Source organism: Magnetospirillum aberrantis SpK, assembly GCF_011022235.1.
In the GTDB taxonomy this organism is placed as follows: domain Bacteria; phylum Pseudomonadota; class Alphaproteobacteria; order Rhodospirillales; family Magnetospirillaceae; genus Magnetospirillum; species Magnetospirillum aberrantis.
Map to the genome: position 1 here is coordinate 87,098 of NZ_JAAIYP010000032.1, position 26,861 is coordinate 113,958.

The window sequence follows — 26,861 nt, forward strand, 5'->3', positions numbered from 1 at the left end:
GTCAGACCCGGTCGGTGCCCTTCTTGCCGAACAGGCCGCTCGGCATGAAGAACAGGACGAAAAGAATGATGACGAAGGCGATGGCGTCCTTGTAGGCCGAGGACAGATAACCCGAGGCCAGCGCCTCGGCCACGCCGACCAGAAGACCTCCGACGATGGCCCCCGCCCCCGAGCCCAGCCCGCCCAGCACGGCGGCCGAGAACCCCTTGAGCCCCAGCATGATGCCGGCTTCGTAATTGGTGAAGGTGATCGGAGTGACGACGATGCCGCCGACCGCGCCCAGCATCGCCGACAGGGCGAAGGCCACCACCAGCACCGAACGCACCGGAATGCCCATCAACTGCGCCGCCAGCCGGTTGTGCGAGGTGGCCAGCATGGCCTTGCCGAACAAGGTGCGGTTGAAGAACCACCACAACAGCGCGATCACCACCACGGCGGCCCCCACCACCCACAGGCTTTGCGGCATCAGCGTGGCGCCGGCCAGCCTTAGCGGCGTGTCGCCGGAAAAGGCCGGCAGGGCGTGGAATTCCTTGTCCCACAGCACCTGGGCGGCGCCGCGCAGGAAGATCGAGGCGCCGATGGTGATGATGACGATGGCGGTGACGTCGGCACCCCGCGCCGGCTCCACCGCGAACTTCTCCAGCGCCACGCCCACCGCCATGGTCGCCACCACCGCCAACACCGCCGCCAAGGGCAGCGGCAATCCGGCCGCGACCATGGTCGCGGTGGCCATGCCGCCGATCATGATGAACTCGCCCTGGGCGAAATTGATCACGTGGCTCGAGTTGTAGATGATGGCGAAGCCCAACCCGGCCAGCGCGTAGATCGCCCCCGAGGTCAGGCCGGAAAACAGGTATTGCAGGAATTCCGCGAACATTTGACCCTCAGTTTCCCCCTCTTCCGGCGACACCGGAAGAGGGGCTCCTCACTCAATCCGACAGCACCCAGTCACCGTTGCGGATTTCCACCATGTGGAACGCCGCCGGGCTCAGGCCCATATGGTCGGTGGCCGACATGGTGACCATGCCGCCGGTTCCCACGTATCCCGAGGTCTTCTCCAACTCGTCGCGCACGCGCGCCTTGTCGGTGCCGCCAGCCCGCGAGATGGCGGCGGCGGCCAGTTGCAGGCCGTCATAGGCGTGACCGGCAAAGGTCGAGACCTCGGTTTTGAAAGCCGCTTCGTAATCGGCCTTGAACGCCGTCACCACCGGCTTTTGCGGATCGGTGGCCGGCAGTTGTCCAGCCACCACCAGTCCCGCCGCCGGCAGGCGCACGCCGTCGGCGGCAGCGCCGGCCAGACGGATGAACTCTTTCGACGCCACGCCATGCGACTGATAAAGCGGCAGGGCGATGCCCAATTGTTTGTAGTTCTTGGTGACGATGGCCGGCCCCTGGCCGAAGCCGAAATTGAACACCGCCTGGACGCCCGGCGCGTTCCTGGCCTTGGTCAACTGGGCGGTGACGTCCGGGTCCTTCGGCGAATAAACCTCGTCGGCGACGATTTCGATGCCGTGGTTGGCCGCCACCTTCAGCGACTGGTCGTGCCCCGACTTGCCGAACCCCGAATCCTCGGACACCAGGGCGATCTTGGAGATGCCGCGCGTCTTCATGTCGGCGAACACCTTTTCCGCCGCCATGCGGTCGGTGTGCGGAGTCTTGAACACCCATTTCTTGACCGGCTCGACGATGTCGATACCACCGGCCAGCGAAATGAACGGCACGCCGGCCAGTTCGACCACCTTGATCGCCGCCATGGAGGTGCCGGTGGTGGTGCCGCCGACCAGGATGTCGACGCCGTCATTCTGAATCAGGCGCTTGGCGAAGGTCGCCGCCTTGTCGGGTGCGCCACCATCGTCGTAAACCACCAGTTCGACCTTGCGGCCGCCGATACCGCCATCCGTGTTCAGGCGCTCGACATAACGCTCCAGCGTCTTCTTTTCCGGCTCACCCAGGAACGACGCCGGCCCGGTCACCGACAGGAAGCTGCCGATCTTGACGGTTTCAGCAGCCTGAACGCCCCCGGAGAACACGACACAGCCCAGGACGGCGACACCCGCCGCCCCCATCCATACCAAGCCCTTCATTCCTTTCCTCCCTCTGTTCCGGCGTCTGGCGGCCGGTTGACAGCGCACTTTATGGCCCGATTCCTTTCAGGGCAAGATGCCCACATCTTTGATACGGGAAAGTCCCGAGCTAATCCGACAACACCCAACCGCCGCCGCGAATTTCCACCATGTGGAACGCCGAGGCGTTGAGGCCCATGTGGTCGGTGGGCGACATGGTGACCATACCGGCGGTGCCGACATAACCGGACGTCTTCTCCAACTCGTCGCGCACGCGGGCCTTGTCGGTGGACCCGGCGCGCAGGACAGCGGCGGCGGCCATCTGAAGCGCGTCGTAGGAATGGCCGGCGAAGGTCGAGACCTCGGACTTGAAAGCCGCTTCGTAATCGGCCTTGAACGCCGTCACCACCGGCTTTTGCGGATCGGTGGCCGCCAATTGCTCGGCCACCACCAGTCCCGCCGCCGGCAGGCGCACCCCCTCGGCGGCGTCGCCGGCCAGACGGATGAATTCCTTGGATGCCACGCCATGCGACTGCCACAGCGGCAGCTTGATACCCAACTGGCGATAATTCTTGGTGACGATGGCCGGCCCTTGGCCGAAGCCGAAATTGAACACCGCCTGGACCCCCGGCGCGTTCCTGGCCTTGGTCAACTGGGCGGTGACGTCCGGGTCTTTCGGCGAATAAACCTCGTCGGCGACAATTTCGATGCCGAAAGCCGGCGCCGCCTTCAACGACTGGTCGCGGCCCGACTTGCCGAACCCTGAATCCTCGGACACCAGGGCGATCTTGGAAACGCCGTGCCTCTTCATGTCGGCGAACACCTTTTCCGCCGCCATGCGGTCGGTGTGGGCGACCTTGAACACCCATTTCTTGACCGGCTCGACGATGTCGATGCCGGCCGCCAGCGAGATGAACGGCACCCCGGCCGGCTCGATCACCTTGATCGCCGCCATGGTGGTCGCGGTCGCGGTGCCGCCGATGATCATGTCGACGTTATCGTTGCGGATCAGACGCTTGGCCAGGGTCGCCGCCTTGTCGGGCGCGCCGCCGTCGTCATAGACCACCAGTTCGATCATACGGCCGCCAATACCGCCATCCTTGTTCAGGCGTTCGACGTAACGTTCCAGCGTCTTCTTTTCCGGCTCGCCCAGGAACGATGCCGGCCCGGTGGCCGACAGGAAGGCGCCGATGCGAACCACCTCGCCCGCGAATGCCGTTCCACCCCCCGACAACACCGCCGCCGACACGGCTACCGCCATTCCCAGTTTAGCCAGACAACGCATGGACCTCTCCCCTTGCCGCCGTCACGCAGGCGTGACGGCGGCACTCTAGGGGCGGCACGGCAGCGGGGCAAGATTTCCGCATGTTTTTTTATGGCAATTCCGCGTTGGAACCGCAGAATTCCACAACTTTCAATTAATACTTCTGCGAGGGAAGTATTTGCGCACAGTTTAAAAATTTGTTAAAGTCCGCCCGGACCCAGTTCTCGGGGGAGGGCATATGGGCGGTGAGGATTCTACGGTCGTCGAGAAACTGAAGGCGCAGCGTGACCGCTTCATCGCCTTCGCGTTCGCCGGGGCGGACCTGTTGCTGGAGGTGGGCGAAGACGACGTCATCGCCTATTCCGCCGGTGCGGGGGAAGCGCTTTACGGTCTTTCCGACGCGGATCTGACCAGCAAGAAACTGGCCGAATTCATTCATCCCAAGGACAAGAAGCGGTTCGAGGAATCCATCCTCAAGCTTCGTAATACCGGCCGGCTGGACCAGATGGTCATCACCATGACCGGGGCCTCGGGCGCAGTGTCCAAACTGCGCATGTCGGGCATCCGGCTGCCGCAATTTCCCAGTTCCTACCATCTGGTGCTGTCGCATATCCCGCCCGTCGCCGCCGCCACGCCCGAACGGCAATTCGGCGAGGTCGACCACAAGGCCCGTTTCATCGAGATGGTTCAGCAACGCCTGAACGAAGGCAACCGCCTGGGCAAGGATTACACGCTGACCCTGGTGGATTTCTCCAATAACGACTTCAGCCGGATGGAGCAATCCACCACCCAAAGTTTCCTGTCCACGGTGATGGACTCGCTCGAGGAATATTCGGTGCGCGGCGCCTCGGCCGGGCCCTTGACTTCGCACTCCTTCGGGCTGGTGCACGACGACAAGGTTCCCTCCACCATGGTTCGCCAGCGCATGGCCGCCCTGGCAGAACGCTTCGCAGGCAAGGCCGGCGGCGGATCGGGACTCAAGCTGCATTCGGCGACGCTGGACATGGACGACAGCGCGCTTTCGGACGAAGACATCACGCGGGCCATGACCTACATCGTCAACGGCTTCGTGCGCGACAGCACCCAATTCGCCATGAAGTCGCTGGCCGAAGGCGCCAAGCTGGCCATTCAGGACACCCTGGTCCGGGTCAAGAACTTCCGCGCCATGGTGCGCGGCGGCGAGAAGCTGGCGTTCCTCTACCAACCTGTGGTCAACCTGCGCACCGGCGCCGTCCTGAAATACGAGGCGTTCAGCCGCATCACCCATAACGGCGCCTTCTTCGTGCCATCGCAGATCATTCCCTTCGCCACCGAAGTGGGTTTGATCGGCGAATTCGACGTGATCGCGGTAACCAAGGCGTTGAACCTGCTGCGCAGCCCCGGCGAGGTGTCGACGCTGGCGACCATCGCCGTCAACGTGTCGGGCCATTCGCTGGGCAACCCGGCGTTCTATCAATCGCTGTTCAAGATATTGGAGCAGAACCGTCAGGTGCTGGGCCGGCTGGTGCTGGAGATCACCGACGCCGCCGAAATCTACAATTTGGACGAAGCCAAGCGCTTGCTGTCGCGCATCCGCCGCCTGGGGGTGCGTATCTCGTTAGACGATTTCGGATTGGGCGGGTCGGGTTTCGACCTGTTGCGCTTCCTGCCGGTGGACTTCGTCAAGATCGACGCCACCATCATCCAAGGCGGCCACGACCCGCGGGGGCGTTCGGTACTCAAGGCGGTGACCTCGCTGTGTCATGATCTGGGCATCGTCACCGTGGGCGAATGCGTGGAAGACAGCGAAATGTTGCAGGTCCTGCGCGAGGTCAACATCGATTACGCACAAGGTTATTATTTCGCCCAGCCGACGGTGGATGCCGCCAAGCGCATCAAATACTTCACCGAGCACGTAAAGGTTGCCGGAACGGCGGAACCTGGACTTTCCGTTGTCGCCGGTTGATAAACAACACTCCACATCCAGACCTTTAGCCTAGGCAACGCAGTTCGCCCAGGACTTTGGCGCTATTCCTAGCGACACAGAGCACTTTTATTGTGGCCGGGTTCCGCGTGCCCTTTCGGCCCGCACTTTCGACAACCCGCGTTCCGGCCCACCGGAGACGCCCTGCCCGGTCTGTGTCGTCCAGTGGAAACACGCTCCGCACGGTGGCTGGCTCTCGGCCTGTTTTTCGCCATTTCCTTCGTCATCGCCCTGGTCGTCCTGGGGCGTGCCGACCACGCCGCGCAAAGCGCCGACGAATTGCGCGAACAGCCGTTCATGCTGGCCGACGCGCTGTTGCGTGCCCATCAGCAAATCCATGTACTTCAGACCGGGCTGCACGACATCGTGCGCACCGGCAACGCCGGTGCCGCCACGGCAATTCCCGACCGGGCGTCCCCCCAGGACGTGGCGTTGCGCGAAGCGCTGAATTTGGTCGTGTCACGACATGCCGGCGACGATTCCATCCTGGTGGCGCTGGTCAAGGCCATCTCGGCATGGCGCGACAACCGGGCCCAGGTCGCCGAACTGGTCGCCACCGGCCGCCGCGCCGAAGCCGAGAAACTGTTCGAGACCGAGAGCGAACGCCTGTATCGCGCCTTGCACGACACGCTGGAAAGCGCCCAGTCCGCCGAACGGCACAACGCCCAAAGGCTTCGGGCCGAAGCGAATGAAGCCCGCCGGTCGGTGCAGCACGTGATGCTGGCCCTGGCGGTGCTGGCAAGCGCCACCCTGACCGCCACCTTGTGTGGACTTGTCCTGACCTTTCACACCCATCGCCCCCTCAGCCGGCTACGTTCGACCTTGCTGGCCTTGGCCGATGGCGACACCTCGGTCGCCATTCCCTACGAAGGCGCCACGACCCCGGTCGGTGCCCTGGCCCGCGCGATGGCCTGTTTCCGCGACAGCCTGACCGAACGCGACAACGCCTTGGCGGCGCTGCGCCGCTCGGACGAACAATTGCGCCGCGCCATCGCCGCCAAAGGTCGAGTTCTGGCCGCCACCAACCACGATTTACGCCAGCCCCTTCAGGCGCTCAGGCTGTATCTCGACACCCTGGAGCACCGGCTCGAAGGAACCCCGGAACAGGCAGTGGTCGCCAGCGCCCAGACCGCCTTGGCGTCGGGCGAGGAATTGCTGCGCAACTATCTCGACGTGTCGTTGCTGGAAAGCGGCCTGATCCGCCCCAACCTGAGAAAAATCGCCGTCGCGCCGCTGTTGCGCGATTTGGCCGGCGAGTTTTCGGCCCCGGCCGCCGACAAGGGATTGTCGATCCGAATGGTGCCCTGTACCGCCACGATCCGCAGCGATCCAGAACTGTTGCATCGCATGCTGCACAACCTGCTGGCCAACGCCTTGCGCTACACCACGCACGGACGGGTATTGCTGGGCTGCCGCCGACGGGGGGAAAACTTGCGCATCGAGGTCTGGGACACCGGCATCGGCATCGCCGCCGACCATCTGGGCATCGTGTTCGAGGAGTTTTTCCAACTGAACAACCCGGAACGCGACCGCGCCAAGGGCGTCGGCCTGGGACTGTCGGTGGTGGAACGCGCGGCCCACCTGCTTCAGCATCCACTCGACGTTTCGTCGCGGCCGACACAAGGTTCGATGTTCGCCGTCACCGTCCCGCTGGTCCCCGAGGGCGGCGCCTAGTGGAGAAAATCTGACGAAATCCCCCCTTTGCCTTCGTCTGATTTTCTCCACAATTCAATAGGTTGGCGGGCCACCTTATCCAGATGCCTGGAGACCAAGCGTCTGGGGTGGACCACTAGCCAAGCCCTTCGGCCGTCGCTATAAAAGCGCCATGACACTGAACACCGCGCCCCTTTCACCGTTGGAAGCCCGCATCGAACACCGCCGGCTGGCCGAACAGGTCGCCCGTTGGGACCGTCTGTACCACACCAACGACGCCCCCGAGGTGGACGACGCCACCTACGACGACGCCAAGCGCCGCTTGTTGGCGATCGAGGCGGATTATCCCGAACTGGCGGCCAACAGCCCCACCGCCCGCGTCGGCGCGACGGTGGCCGAAGGGTTCGGCAAGGTCCGCCACGCGGTGCCCATGCTGTCTTTGGACAACGCCTTTTCCGACGAGGACGTCCAGGAATTCGAAGGCCGCATCCGCCGTTTCCTGGCGTTGCCCCCGGACGAGCCCATCCATTTCATGGCCGAGCCCAAGATCGACGGATTGTCCATTTCGCTGCGCTATGAAGGGGGACGCTTCGTCCAGGCGGCGACGCGCGGCGACGGCGCCGAGGGCGAGGACGTCACCGCCAACCTGATGACCCTGGCCCAATTGCCGCGCGAGATCGCCGACGCTCCGGCCGTGCTGGAAGTCCGGGGCGAAGTCTACATGACCAAGGACGATTTCCTGGCATTGAACCAGCGCCAGGAAGCGGCCGGCGAAAAGCTGTTCGCCAACCCGCGCAACGCGGCGGCCGGTTCCTTGCGTCAGCTCGATTCCAAGGTGACTGCGTCGCGTCCCCTGAGCCTGTTCACCTATGCCTTGGGCGATTCCTCGGAAAGCGTGGCCGACAGCCATGGCCATTTCCTGGAACGCCTGACCCGCTGGGGGTTCCCCACCAACCCGCTGGCCCGGCGTTGCACCGGCGCCGCCGAGTTGCTGGCCTTCCATGCCGAGATGGCGGCCCGACGCGCCGAACTGCCCTATGACATCGACGGCATCGTCTACAAGGTGGACCGCGTCGATTGGCAACAACGGCTGGGCTTCGTCAGCCGCAGCCCGCGTTGGGCCATCGCCCACAAGTTCCCCGCCGAACAGGCGACCACCCAATTGGAGCGCATCGAGATCCAGGTGGGCCGCACCGGCGCGCTGACCCCGGTGGCCCATCTGCGGCCGGTCAACGTCGGCGGCGTGGTGGTGTCGCGCGCCACCCTTCACAACGAAGACGAAATCGAACGCAAGGACGTGCGCATCGGCGACACCGTGATCATCCAACGCGCCGGCGACGTCATCCCCCAGGTGGTGGGGCCGGTGCTGGAGAGACGCCTCCCGGACGCGCTTCCTTTCGTCTTTCCCGAAACCTGCCCGGTCTGCGGCGCTCACGCGGTGCGGGGACAGGACGAGGCCATCCGCCGGTGCACCGGCGGTCTGACCTGCAAGGCCCAGGTCAAGGAACGGCTGCGGCACTTCGTCAGCCGCAACGCCTTCGACATCGAGGGGCTGGGCGACGAAAACATCGAATTCCTGGTGGACGGCGGCTGGATCGCCAAGCCGGCCGACATCTTCCGCCTTGAGGACAAGAACAGCAAAGGTCTGCAACGGCTCCAGAACTTCAAGGGCTGGGGCGAAAAGAAGGTGTCGAAGCTGTTCTCCGCCATCGCCCAGCGCCGCACCATCGCCCTCGAGCGGTTCATCTTCGCCCTGGGTATCCGCCAGGTGGGCGAAGCCACCGCCAAGCGGCTGGCCCGCCATTACGGCACCTTCGCCGCGTGGCGTCAGGCCATGGTCGATGCCGTCCCGCGCGAGAACGAGGCCTATCACGACCTGATCAGCATCGAAGACATCGGCCCCGCCGTCGCCACCGATATCCTGAATTTCTTCGACGAAGCCCATAACCTGGAGGCGCTGGACGATCTGGCCGCGCAGCTTGATATCCAAGCCGCCCAACAGGTCACCGTGACCGACAGCCCGGTAACCGGAAAGGCCGTGGTGTTCACCGGCGAACTCACCACCATGACCCGCGCCGAGGCCAAGACCCGTGCCGAGGCATTGGGCGCCAAGGTGGTGGGCAGCGTGTCGAAGAAAACGGATTACGTGGTCGCCGGTCCCGGCGCCGGGTCGAAACTGACGGAAGCGCAAAAGCTGGGCATCGCGGTGCTGAGCGAAGACGAATGGCTGGCGCTTGTCTCCGGCGTGCTCTAGAACAAAGGACAGGGTCATTTCGTGACGAGTCCATGAGCAACCCCGAGAACCCTCGCGAGCGGTTCAGACGCCCGCTGGAACGGCCGACGCTGAACCTGCCGTCCCGGCGTCTGGACGCGCCCCAGCCGCAACCCGCGCCGGAAGAGGCGCCGCCACCCGCCACCGCGCCGGGTGGGTTGGCGCGTCTGCTCGACGCCATCGCCAAGATGCTGCAACCCAAGCCGCAGCCCGACCCGAAACAACAGCAGCAACAGCAACCCCCGCCCGTACCCAGCGAGGCGCCGTTGTTCACCGTGCTGGTGGCGGCCATGAACGGCGATTCCGCCGACGGCACCGCGTCGCAGGCCTTGTTCAAGCTGTTGGACAGCAAGACCACCCTCAAGGTCAAGCCGCTGCCCCGGCCGTTCCAGTTGGACGTCATGGACGATCCCGCCCAGATGGCGGCGGTGGTCACCAACACCCGCCACGCGGTCGCCGCCGAAACCGCCGACGTCATGGTCTGGGGCGACGTCACCAAGGACGGATACCGCCTGCGCCTGTCCACCGCGTCGATGCCGGACGAAGACCGGCCGACCCTGTTCGGCCCCGCCTGCCGCCTGGATTTCCCGGCCAAGCTGGACGAGCCGCAGTTGCATCTGCTGTACGGCGCCATCCTGGCGGCCATCGAACCCCTCAACCATATCCAACGCGCCGGCCTGCGCCGCCTGTTGCCCCTGGCCTCGCCGCCGCTCGACGCCATCGCCGCCAAGCCGCCGGTGGCGTGGTCCATGCCCCAGCAGCGCACGGCGCAACTGATCCATGGTCACGTGGCCGCCGCCTGCGCCCAGGTGGTGCCGCCGTCACAGGCGGCGGAATGGTTCCAACGTGCGATCAACGCCTACCGGTCGGCGGAAAAACGCCTGAACCCGCGTGTCGACCCGCCGTTCGAAAGCGGCCTGATGCACAAATACCTGGCCGCCGTCCTGACCGCGCGGGCCGAACGCATCAAGGAACGGGCCGAAGAAAACCTGGATGAAGCGGTCAAACATTGGCGGTCGGCGGTGGAATGCGTCGGCAAGGCGACCATGCCCCAGGAATGGGCGGCGTTGCAGACCCGGCTGGGGGCCGCGCTGTACCGGCTTGACCTGATCACCGGCGACAGTGAATTGCTGCGCGAGGCGTTGCAGGCGTTGCAATTGGCGTTACAGGTGCACACCCGCGGCCAAGCGCCCGAGCGATGGGCCGAGATCATGCACCTGATCGCCCAGGTGCTGGAGGTCTATGGCGACCAGTTGAAGAATCCCGAAGTGTTGAAACGCGCCATCGACGCCTGTCAAAGCGTGCTCGAGGTGCGGTCACGCGACCGCACACCGCTGGCCTGGGCGTCGGTACGCAACACCTTGGGTTCGGCACTGTTCCTGCTCGACCGCCATGGCGGCGGCGTCAACCACCTGCTCCAGGCCATGGAAGTGCTGGAAGAGGCGCTGGACGTGTTCCGCGCCCATGGTGCCAAGGGACCGGCCCAGGTTGCCGAACGCAACCTGGCCCATGTCCGAAAACTGGCCGAGGACCGCAAAGCCCGTCAGGTCATCGACCCCGACTGGGCCTGATGCCGGTTCCACGAACTTCCGATCCGTGGAACCGATCTGACAGCCCTTATCGCGCGCGTGCGCCCCGCTGACCATGGCCGTGCTGGCCCTGGCCGTCGCGATGGGCGGGCTTGGCGCCCTGCCCCTTGCTTCCCGACGGCTTCCCACCTGCGGGTTTCCCTCCGGCCAGCTTGCTCCCGGCCGGCTTGCCCACCGCGGGGCGGCCTTCCTGCGGCCTGGAACCACCACGGCCGCGCTGCCCCTGGGCCGGCGGCTTGGGGGCCGGACCCTTGGAGACGTGAATCTTGTGGATGCCTTCGGCGTGCCACTCGTGTTCGACCTCGACCGGCACCGGCATGCGGATGGTCTTTTCGATCTGGCGCAGATAGGCCACTTCCTCGGCGTCGCACAAGCTCAGCGCGATGCCATCGGCGCCGGCACGCGCGGTGCGGCCGATGCGATGGACATAGCTTTCCGGTTCGTTGGGCAACTCGAAATTGATGACATGGGTGATGCCATCGACATCGATGCCACGCGCCGCGATGTCGGTGGCGACCAAGGCGCGGATGTCGCCGGTCTTGAAGGCGTTCAACGCCTTTTGCCGCGCGCCCTGGCTCTTGTTGCCGTGAATGGCGTCGGCGGCGACGCCCGACTTGGACAGCGCCTCGGCGACGCGGTTGGCGCCGTGCTTGGTCCGGGTGAAGATGATGGCCCGTCCCACCGCCTTGTCGCGCAGCAGATCCACCAGCAACGCACGCTTGTTGTCGCGGGTGACGAACAGCACTTTCTGGTCGATCTTTTCGGCGGTGGTGGCGACGGGCGTCACCTCGACCCGCACCGGATCATGCAACAGACCAGCGGCAAGCTCGGCCACCGAATCGGGCATGGTGGCGGAGAACAACAGGGTCTGGCGCTTTTTCGGCAGCTTGGCGGCGATCTTGCGGACGGCGTGGATGAAGCCCATGTCCAGCATGCGGTCGGCTTCGTCCAGCACCAGCATCTCGACGCCGGTAAGCGTCAGGTGGCCCTGGTCCATCAAATCGATCAACCGGCCAGGCGTCGCCACCAGCACCTCGATGCCGGGCGCCACCGCCTGCACTTGCGGCACCTGTCCGACACCGCCGAAGATCACCGCGCGCTTGAAACGAACGTTCTTGCCATAAGCGGCAAAACCTTCACCGATCTGCACCGCCAGTTCGCGGGTCGGGGTCAGGATCAGAACGCGGGTGGTCCGCGCCGCCGGACGACGGCGGTCGGCATTCAGCCGGTGCAGGATGGGCAGGGCGAAAGCGGCGGTCTTGCCGGTGCCGGTCTGGGCGATGCCCAAAACGTCGCGGCCTTCCAGCAAATGGGGAATGGCCTGGGCCTGGATCGGCGTCGGCGTGGTGTAACCCTCGGCGTCGAGGGCACGAATCAAAGGCTCGGCCAGACCGAGCTCGGAAAACGTCGTCATGAAAATGCTTTCAAAAAGGGCTCCGTCTCCACGCCGCCCCTTGCGGGCGGACATGCGTGGTCGCGGAACCATAGGGTTCCAGGGCGCCCGTGGGGCACGCGACCACTGGGAGAAACAGAGTCATCGGGGAACCGGAGAGAAGGCGACCGCGTCAAAGGCGGTCGCCGGCGTGCTCTCGTCCGATGGTTCCCGGCAAGGCCGAACCTTGCGAAATGTTCAACGAAGGCCGGACCTTCGCGAAAGGTCTTAGCGGCGGCGCGGCGGCGGCCGGCTGCCGGCAGTGACCGGAGCGGCACCGGTATCCTTGTGACGGAAGTTGATGCGCCCCTTGGTCAGATCATAGGGGGTCATCTCGACGGTCACACGGTCACCGGCCAGAATGCGGATACGGTTCTTCTTCATGCGCCCCGAGGCATAGGCCATGATTTCGTGGCCGCTGTCCAAGGTCACACGGAAACGGGAATCGGGCAGCACCTCGGCCACCACGCCATCAAATTCGATAATATCTTCTTTTGCCACGCAAAAGCGCCTTTTTCCAATGAACACGCGGCCGGCCCAAGATGTTCCAGGGCCGGCCGGTCGCGTGCAGTGTAACAGAAACAAAGGCCGATAACAGCCGTCATCTTGCACCCATCCTCCGACGAGAACGCATGGGGCCGAACGCTCAAGCCGCCAGAGGCGCCGAACGCTCTCGCGCGCCACTGCTCTTGCGCCGCACGTAAAGGGTCTTGTGCACGCGGGCCACCACCTCGCCCGCCGCGTCGGTGATTTCGACCACGTATTCGGGCAACGCCTTGTCGCCATTTTCGGTGGCGGCGCGCAAAGCCGCGATCTGGCTTTCATCCAAACGGAAGCGGGCGGTGACGGTGCCGCGTCCGGGCCGAACGAAATCGATGTTGGCCGCCTTGTCCCACACCACGTAACCGGATCCCAGGACCCCCATCAGCATGGTCATGTAGAACGGATCGGTCATGGCGAACAGGTTGCCGCCGAAATGGCTGCCGACAATGTTGCGATTATACCAGCGCAGCCGCGCCTCGACGTCGATTTCCCGCCAATCGCCGGAGATACGCCGCACATGGATGCCGGTGCCGAAGAACGGCGGCCACAAATTGAAAATCACACGCAACAGACGGGGTGACAGGGTCATGGCGAGCTCCAGACGGGACAGGCCACCCCTTTTATTGACGTCACCAATCTTACGTCAAGGCTTCTTTGTTGACGTTAACGGAATGACCTCTTCGACCCAATGCATGGAACAGGATTGCGCCTGACGGTCTCGCCACTCCTTGAGAACCGGTTGTTGGCTTTCCGGGATGGTCCGTCCCTTGGCGTCCTGGCCGACCTTCCGCAACAGATAGCTCAACACCGGCGTATGGTTGGAGTTGAATTTGAAGCTTCCCCGAACCGAGGTGAACTCGGCACGACGCAGGGCTGCCCGGATGGCATCCGGGTCGCCGGTTTTGCCATTGGTCGCCCTGAGAGCCGCGTCGATCAGAAAGGCGGCATCGAAGCCTTGGGCTGCCCAGGTGGTGGCCTGACGCCCGTACTCCAACTCGAAATCGGAGACAAAACGCCGATTGACGGGGGTGTCCATGTCCGGGCTCCAGGTGCCGACGTCCGCCACGTCCTCGGCGGCCTCGCCCATGGCCGGAAGATAGGGGCGCTCCAGCCCCCCACCCTGGGAATAGAAAGCCATCTCGCCGCGCTCGGGCCAATCGTACCACGCGCGCACGAACGCACCGCCCATACCCCCCGACAACAACGAATAGATGGCGTCGGGCTTGTGCCGGGCGATGGCCGCGAATTCGGGGGCGAAGGTGGTCGCGCCCGGCCGCGGCGTCAACGTCGCCACCACCTCGCCGGCAAAGGAATGGCGGAACGCCTCGACCATGGGGGCGGACAGGCTGAACGGCGGCAACACCAGGGCAACCCGCCGGACCTGTGTCGCCGTCAGGTGCTGGCCCAACGCCTCATGAACGCCACCCAAGGGAGGGGCCAAACCGAACAGCCAGGGCGAACACCCCGCTCCCGCCTGGGCTGGCGGCATCTGGTCCAGGTTGAACACGAACACCCGCGCCGAAAGCAAGGGCTGGATCACCGCGGCGAAGGACGGCGGCGACAGCGCGGTCACCACCATGTCGATCCGCTCGCGTTCCAGCATGCGGCTGACCTGTTGCTTGGCCAGGTCGGCCGACCCTTTGTCGTCAAGCACCACCACCCGCACTTCCTGATTGGAAAAGCGGTTTCCCAGTTCCTTGAGGCCCAGGTTGAAGCCGTCCACCGCATCCTGGCTGGTGATGGCGCCGGGCCCGGTCAGCGTCGCCATCACCCCCACCACCACCGACGGGTCGGACGCGCCGGACAGGGCATGCGCGCCGCTTGTGGGCAGCATCAAGGCGAAAGCGGCAGTCAACAGGCGGCGGAGCATGGCGGGCTTCCTCGCGGTTACTTTTTCTTGGCGCGGGCGAAGGCGTCGGCCAGGGCACCGCCCGAGAACGGCGTGGACGGCACCTTGGGCGCCGGCCCCCGCTGTTGCGGGCCACGGCCACCGGGACCGCGATCCGCCGGGGCACGATCCTGGCGCGGGACAGGCGTTTCGTCCATGCGCATGCTGAGCGCGATACGCTTACGCTTCAAGTCCACCTCGACCACCTTGACCTTGACCACATCGCCGGGCTTGACCACCTCGTGCGGATCCTTGACGAAGCGGTTGGCCAGCACCGAAACGTGGACAAGACCGTCCTGGTGGACGCCAATATCGACGAAGGCGCCGAAATTGGTGACGTTGGTGACCACGCCCTCCAGCACCATGCCGGGCTTGAGGTCCTCCATGGTCTCGACGCCGTCCTTGAACTCGGCGGTCTTGAATTCGGGACGCGGGTCGCGACCGGGCTTTTCCAGTTCTTTCAGGATGTCGCGCACGGTCGGCTCGCCGAAACGATCGTCGATGAACTGGGCGGGCTTCAGCGAACGCAGGAAGGCGACATCGCCGATCATGCCCTTGACGTCACGGCCGGTGGCTTGGGCGATGCGTTCGACCACCGCATAGGCCTCGGGGTGGACGGCGCTGGAATCCAGCGGGTTGACGCCGTTCATGACGCGCAGGAAGCCGGCCGCCTGTTCGAACGCCTTGGGCCCCAGGCGTTCCACCTGTTTCAGCGCGTCACGGCTGGCGAACGGGCCGTTGCGGTCGCGGAAAGCGACGATATTGGCCGCCACCGTGCCCGACAGACCGGCGACGCGGGCCAAAAGCGGGGCCGAGGCGGTGTTGACCTCGACGCCGACCGCGTTCACGCAATCCTCCACCACCGCGTCGAGCGAGCGCCCCAGCCTGGATTGGTTGACGTCGTGCTGGTACTGGCCGACGCCGATGCTTTTCGGATCGATCTTGACCAGTTCGGCCAGCGGGTCCTGAAGACGGCGGCCAATGGACACCGCGCCGCGCAGGCTGACGTCAAGATCGGGGAATTCCTTGGCCGCCAGTTCGGACGCCGAATAGACCGAGGCCCCCGCCTCGCTGACCACCAGCTTTTGCAGTTTCAGTTCCGGGTGGCGCTTCATCATCTCGACCACCAGCCGCTCGGTCTCGCGCGAGGCCGTGCCGTTGCCGATGGCCACCAGTTCCAGCTTGTGCTTGCGGCACAGGGACGCCATCGCCATCAACGCCCCCATGACGTCCTGTTTCGGCGGGAACGGATAGACGGTGGTGGTTTCCACCACCTTGCCGGTGCCGTCGATGGCCGCCACCTTGACGCCGGTGCGGATGCCGGGGTCCAGCGCCAAGGTCGGCTTTTGCCCGGCCGGTGCCTGCAACAACAGGGCGCGCAGGTTGCGGGCGAACACCAAGATGGCCTCTTCCTCGGCGGCGTCGCGCAAGCGCCCGGTCAACTCCAACTCCAGATGAAGGTGCATCTTGACCCGCCACGCCCAGCGCACCGTCTCGGCCAGCCATGCATCGGCTGCACGCCCATGGTCGGCGACGTTGAAGCGCCGCGCGATCTTCAGCTCGCATTGGCCGGGGCCGCGAAAAACCTCGCCTTCCGGCACCGCCGCTTCGTCACCGGGAACGAGTTTCAGGTTCAAAACGTTTTCGTTGCGGCCGCGGAACAAGGCCAGGGCCCGATGGGACGGGATAGCCTTGATCGGTTCGCGGTAATCGAAATAATCGCTGAACTTGGCGCCTTTTTCCGCCATGCCGTCGGCCAGGGTGGACACCAGCACCGCCGAATCCCACAGATGATCGCGCAACGCCCCCAACAACTCGGCATCCTCGGCGAAACGCTCCATCAGGATCTGCCGCGCGCCATCCAACGCCGCCTTGACGTCGGCCACCCCCTTTTCGGAATCGACGTATTTGGCCGCCTCGGCCTCGGGCGACAGGGAGGGATCGGCCAACAGCGCGTCGGCCAAGGGCTCAAGCCCGGCCTCGCGGGCGATCATGGCCTTGGTACGGCGCTTTTGCTTATAGGGAAGGTAGAGATCCTCAAGCCGCGCCTTGGTGTCGGCGGCCAGGATCAGTGCCCGCAATTCGTCGCTCAGCTTTCCCTGTTCCTCGATGCTGGACAGGATGGCGGCGCGGCGGTCCTCCATCTCGCGCAGATACAGCAACCGCTCTTCCAGGGTGCGCAATTGGGTGTCGTCCAAGCCGCCGGTGGCTTCCTTGCGGTAGCGGGCGATGAACGGCACGGTCGAGCCCTCGTCCAACAACTGAACGGCGGCAAGAACCTGAGCGTCGCGGGCACCCAATTCCTGGGCGATGCGGGAGACGATGGAAACGGTAGCGGACATCTTTCCCCTGAGGATCGTCGGAACGAACGCCTCGTGTACCCCGGAACAGGGCGGCGGGGGAAGCCCCTTCACCCCTGCCGCGACGCATCGAAACCATCTCCCCCATGCCACCCACCCCATGGACAGCGTCACCGGCCAAGGATAATGTTCGCCGCCATCTTTTCGCGGCGCCCGGTTGGTGCGATGATGACCACCTCACGGGCGTCGCGGGCCGCGCCGCCTCCCCGGCGGCTTCGCGGCCACCGCTCCAACCAAACACGGGCTAGCATCTTCATGCGTCTCTCCGGTCTCGTGGTCCTTCTGCTGATCGTGCTCGGCAATCTTGGCTTCTGGTTCGTCATGAACCGGCCGCAAAGCGCCATGCCGTGGGCTGGAACCATCAAAAGCGTGTCGTTCTCGCCGTCGCGCGCCGACGACGATCCCACCGTGGTGCGCAAGATGCCGCACCTCGACACCACCTTGCTGCCAACGCGCGAGGAAATGGACGAGGATCTGGCCATGCTGGCCGGCCAGGTGGAACAGGTGCGCACCTATTCCACCCTGGAAGGCCTGGACGTGGTGCCGGAACTGGCCGGCAAGCACGGGCTCAAGGCCCTGCCGGGCGCATGGCTGGACGAACGCCTGGCCCGCAACGAGGTCGAACTGGCCAACATCGCCCGCATCGCCCGCGACAATCCCAATGTCGAACGGGTGATCATCGGCAACGAAAACCTGACGCTGCACCGCCTGACGCCCGAACAGATGATCCGATACCTGCGCCGGGCGCGGGCCATGCTGCCGGAACGGGTCAAGATTTCCACCGCCGAAGCGTGGTCCATCTGGCTGGAGCATCCCGAGGTCGCGCAGGAAGTTGACTTCATCACGCTGCACACCCTGCCGTTCTGGGAGCGCGTCGACATCTCGGGAGCGCTGGACTTCACCAAGCGCATGGTCAACGAGGTCAGGAACGCCTATCCCGACAAGCCCCTGTTCATCGGCGAGGTGGGATGGCCGTCGGCCGGACGCTCTTACGGCGGGGCCGAACCATCCCTGGTCAACCAAGCCCTGTTCCTGCGCCAGTTCCTCAACTGGGCGCACGAGGAGAACCTGGACTACAACGTGGTCGAGGCGTTCGACCAGCCGTGGAAGGTCAACCTGGACAACACTGCCTCGGAAAAGCACTGGGGCATCTTCACCGTCGACCGTCAGCCCAAGTTCAGTTGGATCGGCCCGGTGATCGAGTTCAAGGAATGGCCGTTCCAGGCGGCCGCCGCCACCTTGATCGCCATCTTGCCCATCGTCTGGTTCCTCGGTAAGTGGAAGGATTTGCGCCTGCCGGGCAAGGTGTTCTTCGCCGTGCTGGTGCAATTCGCCGCCGCCATGGTCATTTGGACCATGTCGACGCCGGTGGTGCGCGACATGGCGCCAGCCACGGAACTGATGATCTTCGTGCTGTTGCCCGCACAATTGCTGTTGCTGGTGGTGGTGCTGATCAACGGCATCGAATTGACCGAACTGACCTGGACCGGCCGCATGAAGCGCGGCTTCAAACCGCTACCTCCCGGCAGCGGCACGCGCTTCCCCAAGGTGTCGATCCACTTGCCGTGCTACAACGAACCGCCGGCCATGGTGAAGCTGACCATCGATTCGCTGATGGCCATGGACTACCCCAACTTCGAGGTCATCGTGTTGGACAACAACACGAAGAAGGAAGAGGTGTGGCGCCCGGTCGAGGAATATTGCAAATCCTTGGGCGACAAGGTGAAGTTCTATCACTTGGCGCCGTGGCCCGGTGCCAAGGCCGGCGCCTTGAATTTCGGCCTGACCGTCACCGACCCCGAGGCCGAAATCATCGGTGTGGTCGATTCCGACTATCAGGTGCGCAAGGATTGGCTGTCGGCCCTGGTTCCCTATTTCGAGAACCCCAAGGTCGGCCACGTCCAGGCGCCCCAGGACCACCGCGACTGGGAAAACGACCTGTTCAAGGAAATGATCAACTGGGAATATGCCGGTTTCTTCGATATCGGCATGGTGTTCCGCAACGAAGCCAACGCCATCATCCAGCACGGCACCATGACCTTGGTGCGCAAGGAAGTGATGGAGAAATCCGGCCGCTGGGCCGAATGGTGCATCGTCGAGGACGCCGAATTGGGTCTCAGGATGATGCAGATGGGCTACGAATCCTGCTACATCCAGGAACGCATGGGCCATGGCTTGGTTCCCGACAGCTTCATGGCCTACAAGAAACAGCGTTTCCGCTGGGCCTATGGTGCCGTCCAGATTCTGAAGGCCCACTGGAAGGCGCTGATTCCATTCAAGAACACCGGCCTGACCCCGGCCCAGAAATACCATTTCGTCTCGGGTTGGCTGCCGTGGTTCGCCGACGCCTTCTATCTGCTGTTCTGCGTCACCGGCCTGTTCTGGACGCTGGGCATGGTCCTGGCGCCGCGCTATTTCGACACCCCCCTGGCCTTCTTCATCCTGCCGACGGTGGGCGTGTTCGTCGCCAAGATCGTCCACCACATCTTCCTGTACACCACGCGGGTAAAGTGCAGTTGGAAACGTCGCGTCCTGTCGGCCATCGCCGGCATGGGCCTGACCTACGCCATCGCCTTGGCCATGTGGCAGGGTATCTTCACCAAGCACACGCCCTTCATGCGCACGCCCAAGATGGCCGAGAAGGTGGGACTCAAGGACGCGGTGAAGATGACGCTCGAGGAAACCACGCTGATGGCGCTGCACTGGGTCGCCGCCATCGCCGTGCTGATCCCCAAGCACAATTTCTACGACCCGGAAATCCGCCTGTGGTCGGTGGTGCTGGTGGTGCAATCCATGCCGTTCCTGGCGGCCTTGATCACCTCGATCATCTCGACATTCCCGCCCAAGACGCCCGAACGTCCGGCCCCGGCCGAGCCCCAGGCCCCGGCCGAAGGCGCCACCGCCTGAACAACAACGGGGAGCCCCTAAAAAGGGGCTCCCCGTTTCGTTTCGCCGTGTCGCGCAGCCCTAGCCGATATCGTGGATCATCACCATGTGGCTGACCCAGCGCCGGGTCGCCTCGCATTCGAACTTGGCCCCCTCTTTCAGCCATTTCAGGAGTTCCTGCCGAGCGGCGGCAGAATCGGGGCCAGTAGCCTTTTCGACCATGGCATGAGCCTCGGCGTCAGAGATCGTCTTGGTCATCAGAGCCCTCTGCTCCTTCTTGCTTCCCGTGGCCACGTCCCAGCAAGCGTAGGCCCGTTTCACGAAGACCGCAACTTTCATTAAGTCAACGATCAAACGGCACATTCTTTAGATGGATGTGGTTTTCCCGCCCCTTGCCAGCATGCTTGCCACAACGCGCGCCGCACGCCTAATCTCCTTGTCATGAACGAACTTTTTTCGGTCCTTTGGCTCCAGGCGGGAAGCTGCGGCGGCTGTACCATGTCGGCGCTGGCCGCCGACGACATCGGGCTGGTGCGCGCCCTGGCGCGTTTCGGCATCCGCCTGTTGTGGCACCCGTCCCTGTCCGAGGAATCCGGGGCCGAAGCGCTCGCCATCTTGGAAAACGCCGCCGCTGGCCGGGTGCGCGTCGACGCATTGTGTGTCGAAGGTGCCGTGTTGACCGGTCCCAACGGCACAGGGCGTTTCCAGATGCTGTCGGGAACCGGCAAGCCGCTGTCGCACTGGATCGCCGCCATCGCCGCCCACGCCCGCGCCGTCGTGGCGGTAGGCAGTTGCGCGGCCTATGGCGGGGTGCCCACCGCCACCGGCAATCCCACCGATGCGGTGGGACTGGGCTATGCGGGTGGCGATTGCGGCGGTCTGTTGGGGGCGGATTTCCGCTCGGTCACCGGATTGCCGGTGATCAACGTCGCCGGTTGCGCGCCCCATCCCGGCTGGATCGTCGAGACCCTGGCCGATCTGTCCCTGGGGGATTTCGACAGCGCCCGCCTGGACCATTTCGGCCGACCGCGCGCCTTCGCCGACCATTTGGCCCACCACGGCTGCGGCCGCAACGAATTCTATGAATTCAAGGCCAGCGCCGCCAAGGCGTCGGATCGCGGCTGTCTCATGGAAAACCTGGGATGCAAGGCGACCCAGGCGCCGGGCGATTGCAACATCCGCCGCTGGAACGGGTACGGCTCGTGCACCGATGGCGGCTTCACCTGCATCAACTGCACCAGCCCCGGTTTCCAGGACCCCGGCGCACCGTTCCAGGAAACCGCCAAGCTGGCCGGCATCCCGGTCGGCCTTCCGCTCGACATGCCCAAGGCGTGGTTCGTCGCCCTGGCGGCGTTGTCCAAATCCGCCACTCCGGCACGGGTCCGCACTAACGCCCACGCCGACCATGTGGTGGTGCCCCCCGCCCGCAAACCCCCGAAAACGCCGTGACCGCCGCCGCCACCAACCGCCTGATCGTCGGTCCTTTCAACCGTGTCGAAGGAGACCTTGAAGTCACCTTGGACATCGCCGACGGGGTGGTCCGCGACGCCCGCGTCACCGCCCCCATGTATCGCGGCTTCGAACGCATCCTGGCCGGCCGCGCCCCCGAGGACGCGCTGGCGATCGCGCCACGCATCTGCGGCATCTGTTCGGTGTCGCAATCCGTGGCCGCGGCTCGCGCCCTGGCCCAGGTGGCGGAAGTAGAGGTTCCCGAAAACGGAGTTCTGGCCGCCGATCTGGTGCTGGCGACGGAAAACGCCGCCGACCACCTGACCCATTTCATTTTGTTCTTCATGCCCGATTTTGCCCGCCCCGCCTATGCCGGGCGGTGGTGGTTCGACGCCGCCCGCCGCCGCTTTGCCGCCAGCCACGGCGAAGCGCCATCCATTTTGGTGCCAGCTCGGGCTCGGTTCCTGCATGTGATGGGGATCTTGGCCGGGAAATGGCCGCATTCCCTGGCGCTGCAACCCGGCGGCACCACCAAGAGCATCGATCCCGGCGAACGCGTGCGGTTGCTGTCGATCCTGGCGGAATTCCGCGAAACGCTGGAACACGTCGTCTTCGCCGACACATTGGAAAATGTGGCGGTGATCGGAACGGTAGCGGCGTTGGACGCCTGGGCCGAGTCCCGGCCCTTCGACCACGGCGACTTCCGTCTGTTCCTGCACATCGCCCGCGACCTGGGGCTCGACCGGCTGGGGCGTGGCCCCAACGCGTTCCTGTCCCATGGCAGCTTTGGCCTGTGGCCGGCCGGTGCGATGGTGGACGGCACCCCCCTCGCCTTCGACCCGGCCCAAGTGGCCGAGGACATCAGCCATGCCTGGATGGAAACGGCGTCGATCCCCGACGCCGACAAACAAGACGCCTATTCCTGGTGCAAGGCGCCCCGTCTGGGCAACCGCGTGGTCGAGGTCGGCGCCCTGGCCCGTCAGGTGATCGCCGCCGACCCGCTGGCCCGCGATCTGGTCGCCGCTTCCGGCGGCACGGTGCGCGACCGCGTGGTCATGCGGCTGGTGGAACTGGCCCGGCTGGTGCCGGCCATGGAAAACTGGGTCCGCGCCCTGAAACCGGGCGCGCCGTTCTGCGTCGAAAGCCCGTTGCCGTTGCGCGGAACCGGCATCGGCCTGACCGAGGCGGCACGGGGCGCCCTGGGCCATTGGCTTGAGGTGGAAAGCGGAATCATCCGTTCCTACCAGATCGTCGCCCCCACCACCTGGAACTTCAGCCCGCGCGACGCCGCTGGCGTTCCGGGACCTTTGGAACAAGCCCTGGCCGGCACCCCGATCACCCCCGGCGAAACCACGCCTCTGGCCGTTCAACACGTGGTGCGCAGTTTCGACCCGTGCATGGCCTGCACGGTGCATTAGGCATAAGCACAAAACGGTGGTTCCAGAAGAAGCCCCAAGCCATTGCATCAATTAATTCCGTAAAATTTTATCTTTAAGAAAGCCAAATATGCAGTAAGACTAGCAATACAAACAAAAGTACAGATATGGAGATTTTCCTGTTTTCAAGCCTGAACAGATTGGCTATCTTTGCCTTGTCGAGACGGTGAGAAACCAGCTCCCATCGACAACCAATCTGCCGGGGGGCCTTCCCGCCCATCCCCACCCCCCTGCAGGGAAACGCCGCACCCATGGTGCGGCGTTTCCATTTTCAGGAGAAACAAACGCCTCCCCCTGATACGGCCTGCTCTCCTTTGATCGGCAGACTTGCCAAAGCCCCTGAAACCTCTTACAACGCGCGGCACGGGGAGTAGCTCAGCCTGGTAGAGCATGGCGTTTGGGACGCCAGGGCCGCAAGTTCGAATCTTGTCTCCCCGACCATTTATCAATAACGTTCAATGCCTTAAGTGGATATGACGCAGATCCGGGGGCGGTGCTGTTAGGTGCCGGCACAAACTATTATATTAGGCGGTAAACTGAAGGGCGCGTCGCCGCCTGTTGTTGCTCGTTGAGCAGTACGTCAGTAACATCTCCAGCATAGGCCTGATTTGGGACCTATACCGTTGAGGTCTTGCCGCTGAACTCGGTTCGGCGTATGGGATGATGATCCCATATCCCTCCCACGAGGCACGAATGCTGAAGCAGACCGCGAAGTTGGTCGCCGCTTGCCTGCGCAACAATTCCCTGAGCGTCGACGAACTTCCCGAGTTGATCAAGGCGATCCACCACAGCCTGGCGACGGTCGGGGAAGCTCCTGCTGCTACGGAAGTCCCGGTTCCCGTCTTACCGATCAAGAAATCGGTGCAGCCGGACTACATCGTCTGCCTGGAAGACGGCAAGAAGCTGAAAATGCTGAAGCGCCACCTCATGACCACCTACGGCATGACTCCGGACGAATACCGGGCCAAGTGGGGCTTGCCGCCGGACTATCCCATGGTCGCACCCAATTACGCTTTACATCGGTCCTCGCTGGCCAAGGAAAGTGGCCTGGGGCGCAAGCCTGCTGCCCTGGGCGAAGCGACAGCGCCAATTCCCGCCAAGGCTCACAAGTCCAAACTGGGGCTGGGTGCCAAGGTGGCTGCTGAGCCAGCCGTGGAGCCCGAGATTGCTCAGCCGACGGCAGTTGCGGGCAAACCTGCGCACCGCTATCCGGCCAGCCGCTGGGCTAGCAAGACAACCGACTGAACAGCAGGAAGCCGCCACCAACTGGCGCGTCTTTTCGTCCCACCACCAGCGACAAGCGCCACCCAGGGTCTACCAATCGTGGAATGGCATAGTCAGCCAAAGTACATTGGTTGCCATACAGCCAGATGGCGGCGCGATTTCGTAGTCCACTCCCTAAGAAAGTCGTTTTCTTAGTGGCCACACACGCTTTAAACTTGCACAGAACCCCATGTGTTAGTGATGAGTGCGCGCCATGAACGAGCACGTCGTGGACGATTTCATTACCGCCCTCCAAGGCGCCACTACGGTGGAAGGCGCGCGCGACCTCTTCACCAAGACATTGCAGCAGTTGGAGGTCGGCCACTACGCCTATCTCGGCCTGCGCTTTCGCGGCAGCGGGCCACGCGGGCGCCCCTTCTTCATCACCACCTATCCCCAGCCATGGGTCGAGCATTACGACGGCAACAATTACCTTCAGATCGACCCGGTCATGCTGGAGGCGCCGTCACGCAGCACCCCCATGCATTGGGGAACCCGCGAACACCGCAAGACCGTGACACCGCGGCAAAAAAAGTTCCTGAACGAAGCGGCGGAAATGGGGCTGTGCCAGGGCAGCGCCATCCCCATCCATGCCGCCGGCGGCGAATTCGGTCTGGTCAGCGTGGCCATCGACGCCACGCCCCGTCAATTCACCGCCTTGATGCGGGCGCATCAGCACCAACTGCACCTGCTATCGCTTTATTACCACGCCCACGTCGCCGAGAACTTCATCAGCAACGAAAGCCCCAAGGTGTCGGTGACCAGCCGCGAACGCGAATGCCTGTTGTGGTCGGCACTGGGCAAAAGTTCGTGGGATATCTCCGAAATCCTCAACATCTCCGAGGCGACGGTGAACTTCCACATGCAAAACGCCATGCGCAAGCTCGAGGTCTATTCGCGCCCGCACGCCATCGTCAAAGCGGTGATGATGGGCATCATCAACCCCTGAGCCCGCCCCCGTGCCGGCGGACGGCACCGCCGTCCGCCGGATTTTCACCGTCCGGGCACCGGGCGGCAACCTATCAGTTCTGCTAGCACCCTAAATCCCCCGAACAAGTCACCAATAGCCGTGTTGGAACGGCTATCGGGAGACTCCCCATGCAGGGATTGGGTGTTTACGGATCGGACTACTTCACTCCGTCCGAACAAGTCCTCAGCTCCATGTTCCGTTTGCGTCACCGGGTGTTCAAGGAACGCCTGGACTGGGACGTTCCCAGCCGCGACGGGCTCGAGCACGACCAGTTCGACGAGGAAGAACCGGTCTACCTGGCCTATCATGGCGAAACCGGCGACGTGGTCGGGTGCGTGCGCCTGTTGGCCACCACCGGCCCCAACATGATCCGCGACATCTTCCCCGATCTGGCGGACGAAACGATCCCCGCCGACACCAAGGTCTGGGAAGTCAGCCGTTTCGGCATCGACGCCGGCGACACCCCGCTGGGGGCCGGCCAGATCAACACCATCACCTATGCCCTGGTCGCCGGCATTCACGAAGTCGGGCTTGACCATGGCATCACCCACATGGTCGCGGTCATGGACGTGCGTATCGAACGCATCCTGCGCCGCGCCGGTTGCGCCATGCGCCGTATCGGCAAGCCCCGCCGCATCGGCAATTGCGTGGCGCTGGCCGTCGAATTCCAAGTCTGTCCCAACGCCCTGGAAGACATCCGCCGCAATGGCGGACTGGATGGCCGGGTAGCCCAACTCCCCCTGGAAAAAGTCGCGTAAAGGAGAGAAAACATGTCCAAGGCCAAGGATATCGAGGTCGCCCTCTATTACCTGCAATCGGAATGCTACAAGGCGGGGTATCCCGAAACCGGTTACCTTCTGGAAGTCGCCCGCCTGTCACTGGACGACGCCAATCAGGCCAAGCGCGCCGAAGCGCCCAAGATTCCCAGCAATGTCGTCCGTCTGCGGGCTTGAACCATCTCTCCTTTGACGAAATCAAATGGCGGCCGCGTCGCGGTCGCCATTTTTGCTGGGATATGACTATGATGCGACCCGGATAACGGGAATAGACTGCCATTCGCCCCTCAACATGGTATACAGGACCCGGCCGCATCCCAAAGACCTGACGGCGGGTGTCCGTGGTGGCCAGGACATTCCTCCGACCACCAACAGGAACCATTCCGTGGCACCGATTGCGGACAAACCCCGGGGGCGAGCCAACGACGTGGACATTCACGTCGGCCAACGCATCCGATTGCGCCGGACCATCATGGGGCTCAGCCAGGAAAAGCTGGCCGCGGCCTTGGGCCTGACCTTCCAGCAGGTTCAGAAATACGAACGCGGCGCCAACCGTGTCGGCGCCTCGCGTTTGTTCGACCTTGCCCGCATCCTCGAAGTCCCCGTCGGATTCTTTTTCGATGGTCTGGCCCCCGCCGAGCCGGAGCCGCCGGTCGCCCCCCCCAGCGATATCCCCACTCCGCCCGCCGTCGGCATGGAACTGAAACGCGAAACCCTGGAACTGGTCCGCGCCTTTCATTGCATTTCCGACCCGATTGTGCGACGCCGCGTCTACGACCTTGCCCGCGCCCTGGCGGACAGGGCGCTGGCGAACCACGACATGGGGCGTTGACGGTCCTTCAGCGCTTCCCCCCAAAAAAAGGTTCATCGCCGGATTCCGGGACGCTGCTGTTCAATCCGTGTCACTCTGGCCAAGCATAGCGCGAGCCGGGCTCCACGGTGCCATTTCCCGCCATGGTTTCCCGCTTTCGCGGGCATCCGTCTCCCGGAATTCGGCGATGAATCAAAAAAAACGGCCCCAGCCTTTCCAGGCCAGGGCCGCTTCAGATCACGT

General features: G+C 64.1%; 20 protein-coding genes, 1 tRNA gene and 1 pseudogene. 13 read left to right on the plus strand and 9 right to left on the minus strand.

What is annotated here, in order from left to right; translation table 11 throughout:
* Position 1: 1 nt before the first annotated feature.
* The 3 genes from G4223_RS05835 to G4223_RS05845 all read right to left on the minus strand — a co-directional run bounded on the left by G4223_RS05835 (position 2) and on the right by G4223_RS05845 (position 3,348).
* Complete coding sequence (locus G4223_RS05835) at positions 2-877, minus strand: branched-chain amino acid ABC transporter permease (RefSeq protein WP_163676331.1); 876 nt, start codon at positions 875-877, stop codon at positions 2-4.
* A gap of 52 nt (positions 878-929) precedes the next feature.
* Complete coding sequence (locus G4223_RS05840) at positions 930-2,084, minus strand: ABC transporter substrate-binding protein (RefSeq protein WP_163676334.1); 1,155 nt, start codon at positions 2,082-2,084, stop codon at positions 930-932.
* A 109-nt stretch (positions 2,085-2,193) separates the two neighbouring features.
* Positions 2,194-3,348, minus strand: a complete 1,155-nt coding sequence (locus G4223_RS05845; RefSeq protein ID WP_163676338.1) for an ABC transporter substrate-binding protein — start codon at positions 3,346-3,348, stop codon at positions 2,194-2,196.
* A 217-nt stretch (positions 3,349-3,565) separates the two neighbouring features.
* On the opposite strand from G4223_RS05845, the gene G4223_RS05850 reads away from it, so the two are divergent.
* From G4223_RS05850 to G4223_RS05865, 4 genes are all read left to right on the plus strand, one after another.
* The gene (locus G4223_RS05850; RefSeq protein ID WP_163676341.1) at positions 3,566-5,272 is read left to right on the plus strand and encodes a sensor domain-containing phosphodiesterase; all 1,707 of its coding nucleotides are present in this window, start codon (positions 3,566-3,568) and stop codon (positions 5,270-5,272) included.
* Between the two features lie 183 nt (positions 5,273-5,455).
* Positions 5,456-6,964, plus strand: a complete 1,509-nt coding sequence (locus G4223_RS20345) for an ATP-binding protein (RefSeq protein WP_163676344.1) — start codon at positions 5,456-5,458, stop codon at positions 6,962-6,964.
* Between the two features lie 151 nt (positions 6,965-7,115).
* Positions 7,116-9,197, plus strand: a complete 2,082-nt coding sequence (ligA, locus tag G4223_RS05860; protein ID WP_163676346.1) for an NAD-dependent DNA ligase LigA — start codon at positions 7,116-7,118, stop codon at positions 9,195-9,197.
* Between the two features lie 32 nt (positions 9,198-9,229).
* Positions 9,230-10,786: a hypothetical protein gene (locus G4223_RS05865; protein ID WP_163676349.1), complete on the plus strand. Its 1,557-nt coding sequence runs from the start codon at positions 9,230-9,232 to the stop codon at positions 10,784-10,786.
* Positions 10,787-10,832: 46 nt separating this feature from the next.
* Here G4223_RS05865 and G4223_RS05870 read toward each other — a convergent pair whose 3' ends face one another.
* From G4223_RS05870 to G4223_RS05890, 5 genes are all read right to left on the minus strand, one after another.
* Positions 10,833-12,218: a DEAD/DEAH box helicase gene (locus G4223_RS05870; protein WP_163676351.1), complete on the minus strand. Its 1,386-nt coding sequence runs from the start codon at positions 12,216-12,218 to the stop codon at positions 10,833-10,835.
* 246 nt (positions 12,219-12,464) lie between these two features.
* Positions 12,465-12,737: a translation initiation factor IF-1 gene (gene infA, locus G4223_RS05875; protein WP_163676355.1), complete on the minus strand. Its 273-nt coding sequence runs from the start codon at positions 12,735-12,737 to the stop codon at positions 12,465-12,467.
* A 145-nt stretch (positions 12,738-12,882) separates the two neighbouring features.
* The gene (locus tag G4223_RS05880) at positions 12,883-13,368 is read right to left on the minus strand and encodes a DUF4442 domain-containing protein (RefSeq protein WP_163676359.1); all 486 of its coding nucleotides are present in this window, start codon (positions 13,366-13,368) and stop codon (positions 12,883-12,885) included.
* A gap of 54 nt (positions 13,369-13,422) precedes the next feature.
* Positions 13,423-14,649, minus strand: coding sequence for an ABC transporter substrate-binding protein (locus G4223_RS05885; RefSeq protein ID WP_163676362.1), 1,227 nt, complete (start codon positions 14,647-14,649; stop codon positions 13,423-13,425).
* 17 nt (positions 14,650-14,666) lie between these two features.
* Positions 14,667-17,009 carry a Tex family protein gene (locus G4223_RS05890; protein ID WP_163676365.1) on the minus strand — a complete coding sequence of 781 codons (2,343 nt, stop codon included), beginning with the start codon at positions 17,007-17,009 and terminating at the stop codon, positions 14,667-14,669.
* Positions 17,010-17,282: 273 nt separating this feature from the next.
* On the opposite strand from G4223_RS05890, the gene G4223_RS05895 reads away from it, so the two are divergent.
* Positions 17,283-19,934 carry a glycosyltransferase gene (locus G4223_RS05895; RefSeq protein ID WP_163676368.1) on the plus strand — a complete coding sequence of 884 codons (2,652 nt, stop codon included), beginning with the start codon at positions 17,283-17,285 and terminating at the stop codon, positions 19,932-19,934.
* A gap of 60 nt (positions 19,935-19,994) precedes the next feature.
* Here the strand turns inward: G4223_RS05895 and G4223_RS05900 are convergent, their stop codons facing one another.
* The gene (locus tag G4223_RS05900; protein WP_163676371.1) at positions 19,995-20,171 is read right to left on the minus strand and encodes a hypothetical protein; all 177 of its coding nucleotides are present in this window, start codon (positions 20,169-20,171) and stop codon (positions 19,995-19,997) included.
* A 183-nt stretch (positions 20,172-20,354) separates the two neighbouring features.
* On the opposite strand from G4223_RS05900, the gene G4223_RS05905 reads away from it, so the two are divergent.
* The 8 genes and pseudogenes from G4223_RS05905 (at position 20,355) to G4223_RS05940 (ending at position 26,639) form a co-directional block, all read left to right on the plus strand.
* Positions 20,355-21,362, plus strand: a complete 1,008-nt coding sequence (locus G4223_RS05905; RefSeq protein ID WP_163676374.1) for an NADH-quinone oxidoreductase subunit B family protein — start codon at positions 20,355-20,357, stop codon at positions 21,360-21,362.
* Complete coding sequence (locus tag G4223_RS05910) at positions 21,359-22,780, plus strand: nickel-dependent hydrogenase large subunit (protein ID WP_163676377.1); 1,422 nt, start codon at positions 21,359-21,361, stop codon at positions 22,778-22,780. Before G4223_RS05905 ends, G4223_RS05910 begins: the two co-directional genes overlap by 4 nt.
* A 382-nt stretch (positions 22,781-23,162) precedes the next feature.
* A tRNA-Pro gene (locus G4223_RS05915) sits at positions 23,163-23,239 on the plus strand.
* 222 nt (positions 23,240-23,461) lie between these two features.
* A pseudogene (locus G4223_RS05920) lies at positions 23,462-23,860 on the plus strand (Ros/MucR family transcriptional regulator); the annotation flags it as partial.
* Between the two features lie 415 nt (positions 23,861-24,275).
* Entirely contained in the window at positions 24,276-25,010 is a 735-nt protein-coding gene (locus tag G4223_RS05925) for a helix-turn-helix transcriptional regulator (protein ID WP_163676379.1), read from the plus strand.
* A 149-nt stretch (positions 25,011-25,159) separates the two neighbouring features.
* Positions 25,160-25,789 carry an acyl-homoserine-lactone synthase gene (locus G4223_RS05930; RefSeq protein ID WP_163676381.1) on the plus strand — a complete coding sequence of 210 codons (630 nt, stop codon included), beginning with the start codon at positions 25,160-25,162 and terminating at the stop codon, positions 25,787-25,789.
* 12 nt (positions 25,790-25,801) lie between these two features.
* Complete coding sequence (locus G4223_RS05935; RefSeq protein WP_163676383.1) at positions 25,802-25,984, plus strand: hypothetical protein; 183 nt, start codon at positions 25,802-25,804, stop codon at positions 25,982-25,984.
* A gap of 208 nt (positions 25,985-26,192) precedes the next feature.
* A complete protein-coding gene (locus G4223_RS05940; RefSeq protein WP_338086824.1) occupies positions 26,193-26,639 on the plus strand; it encodes a helix-turn-helix domain-containing protein in 447 nt (148 codons plus the stop codon).
* Positions 26,640-26,861 lie beyond the last annotated feature (222 nt).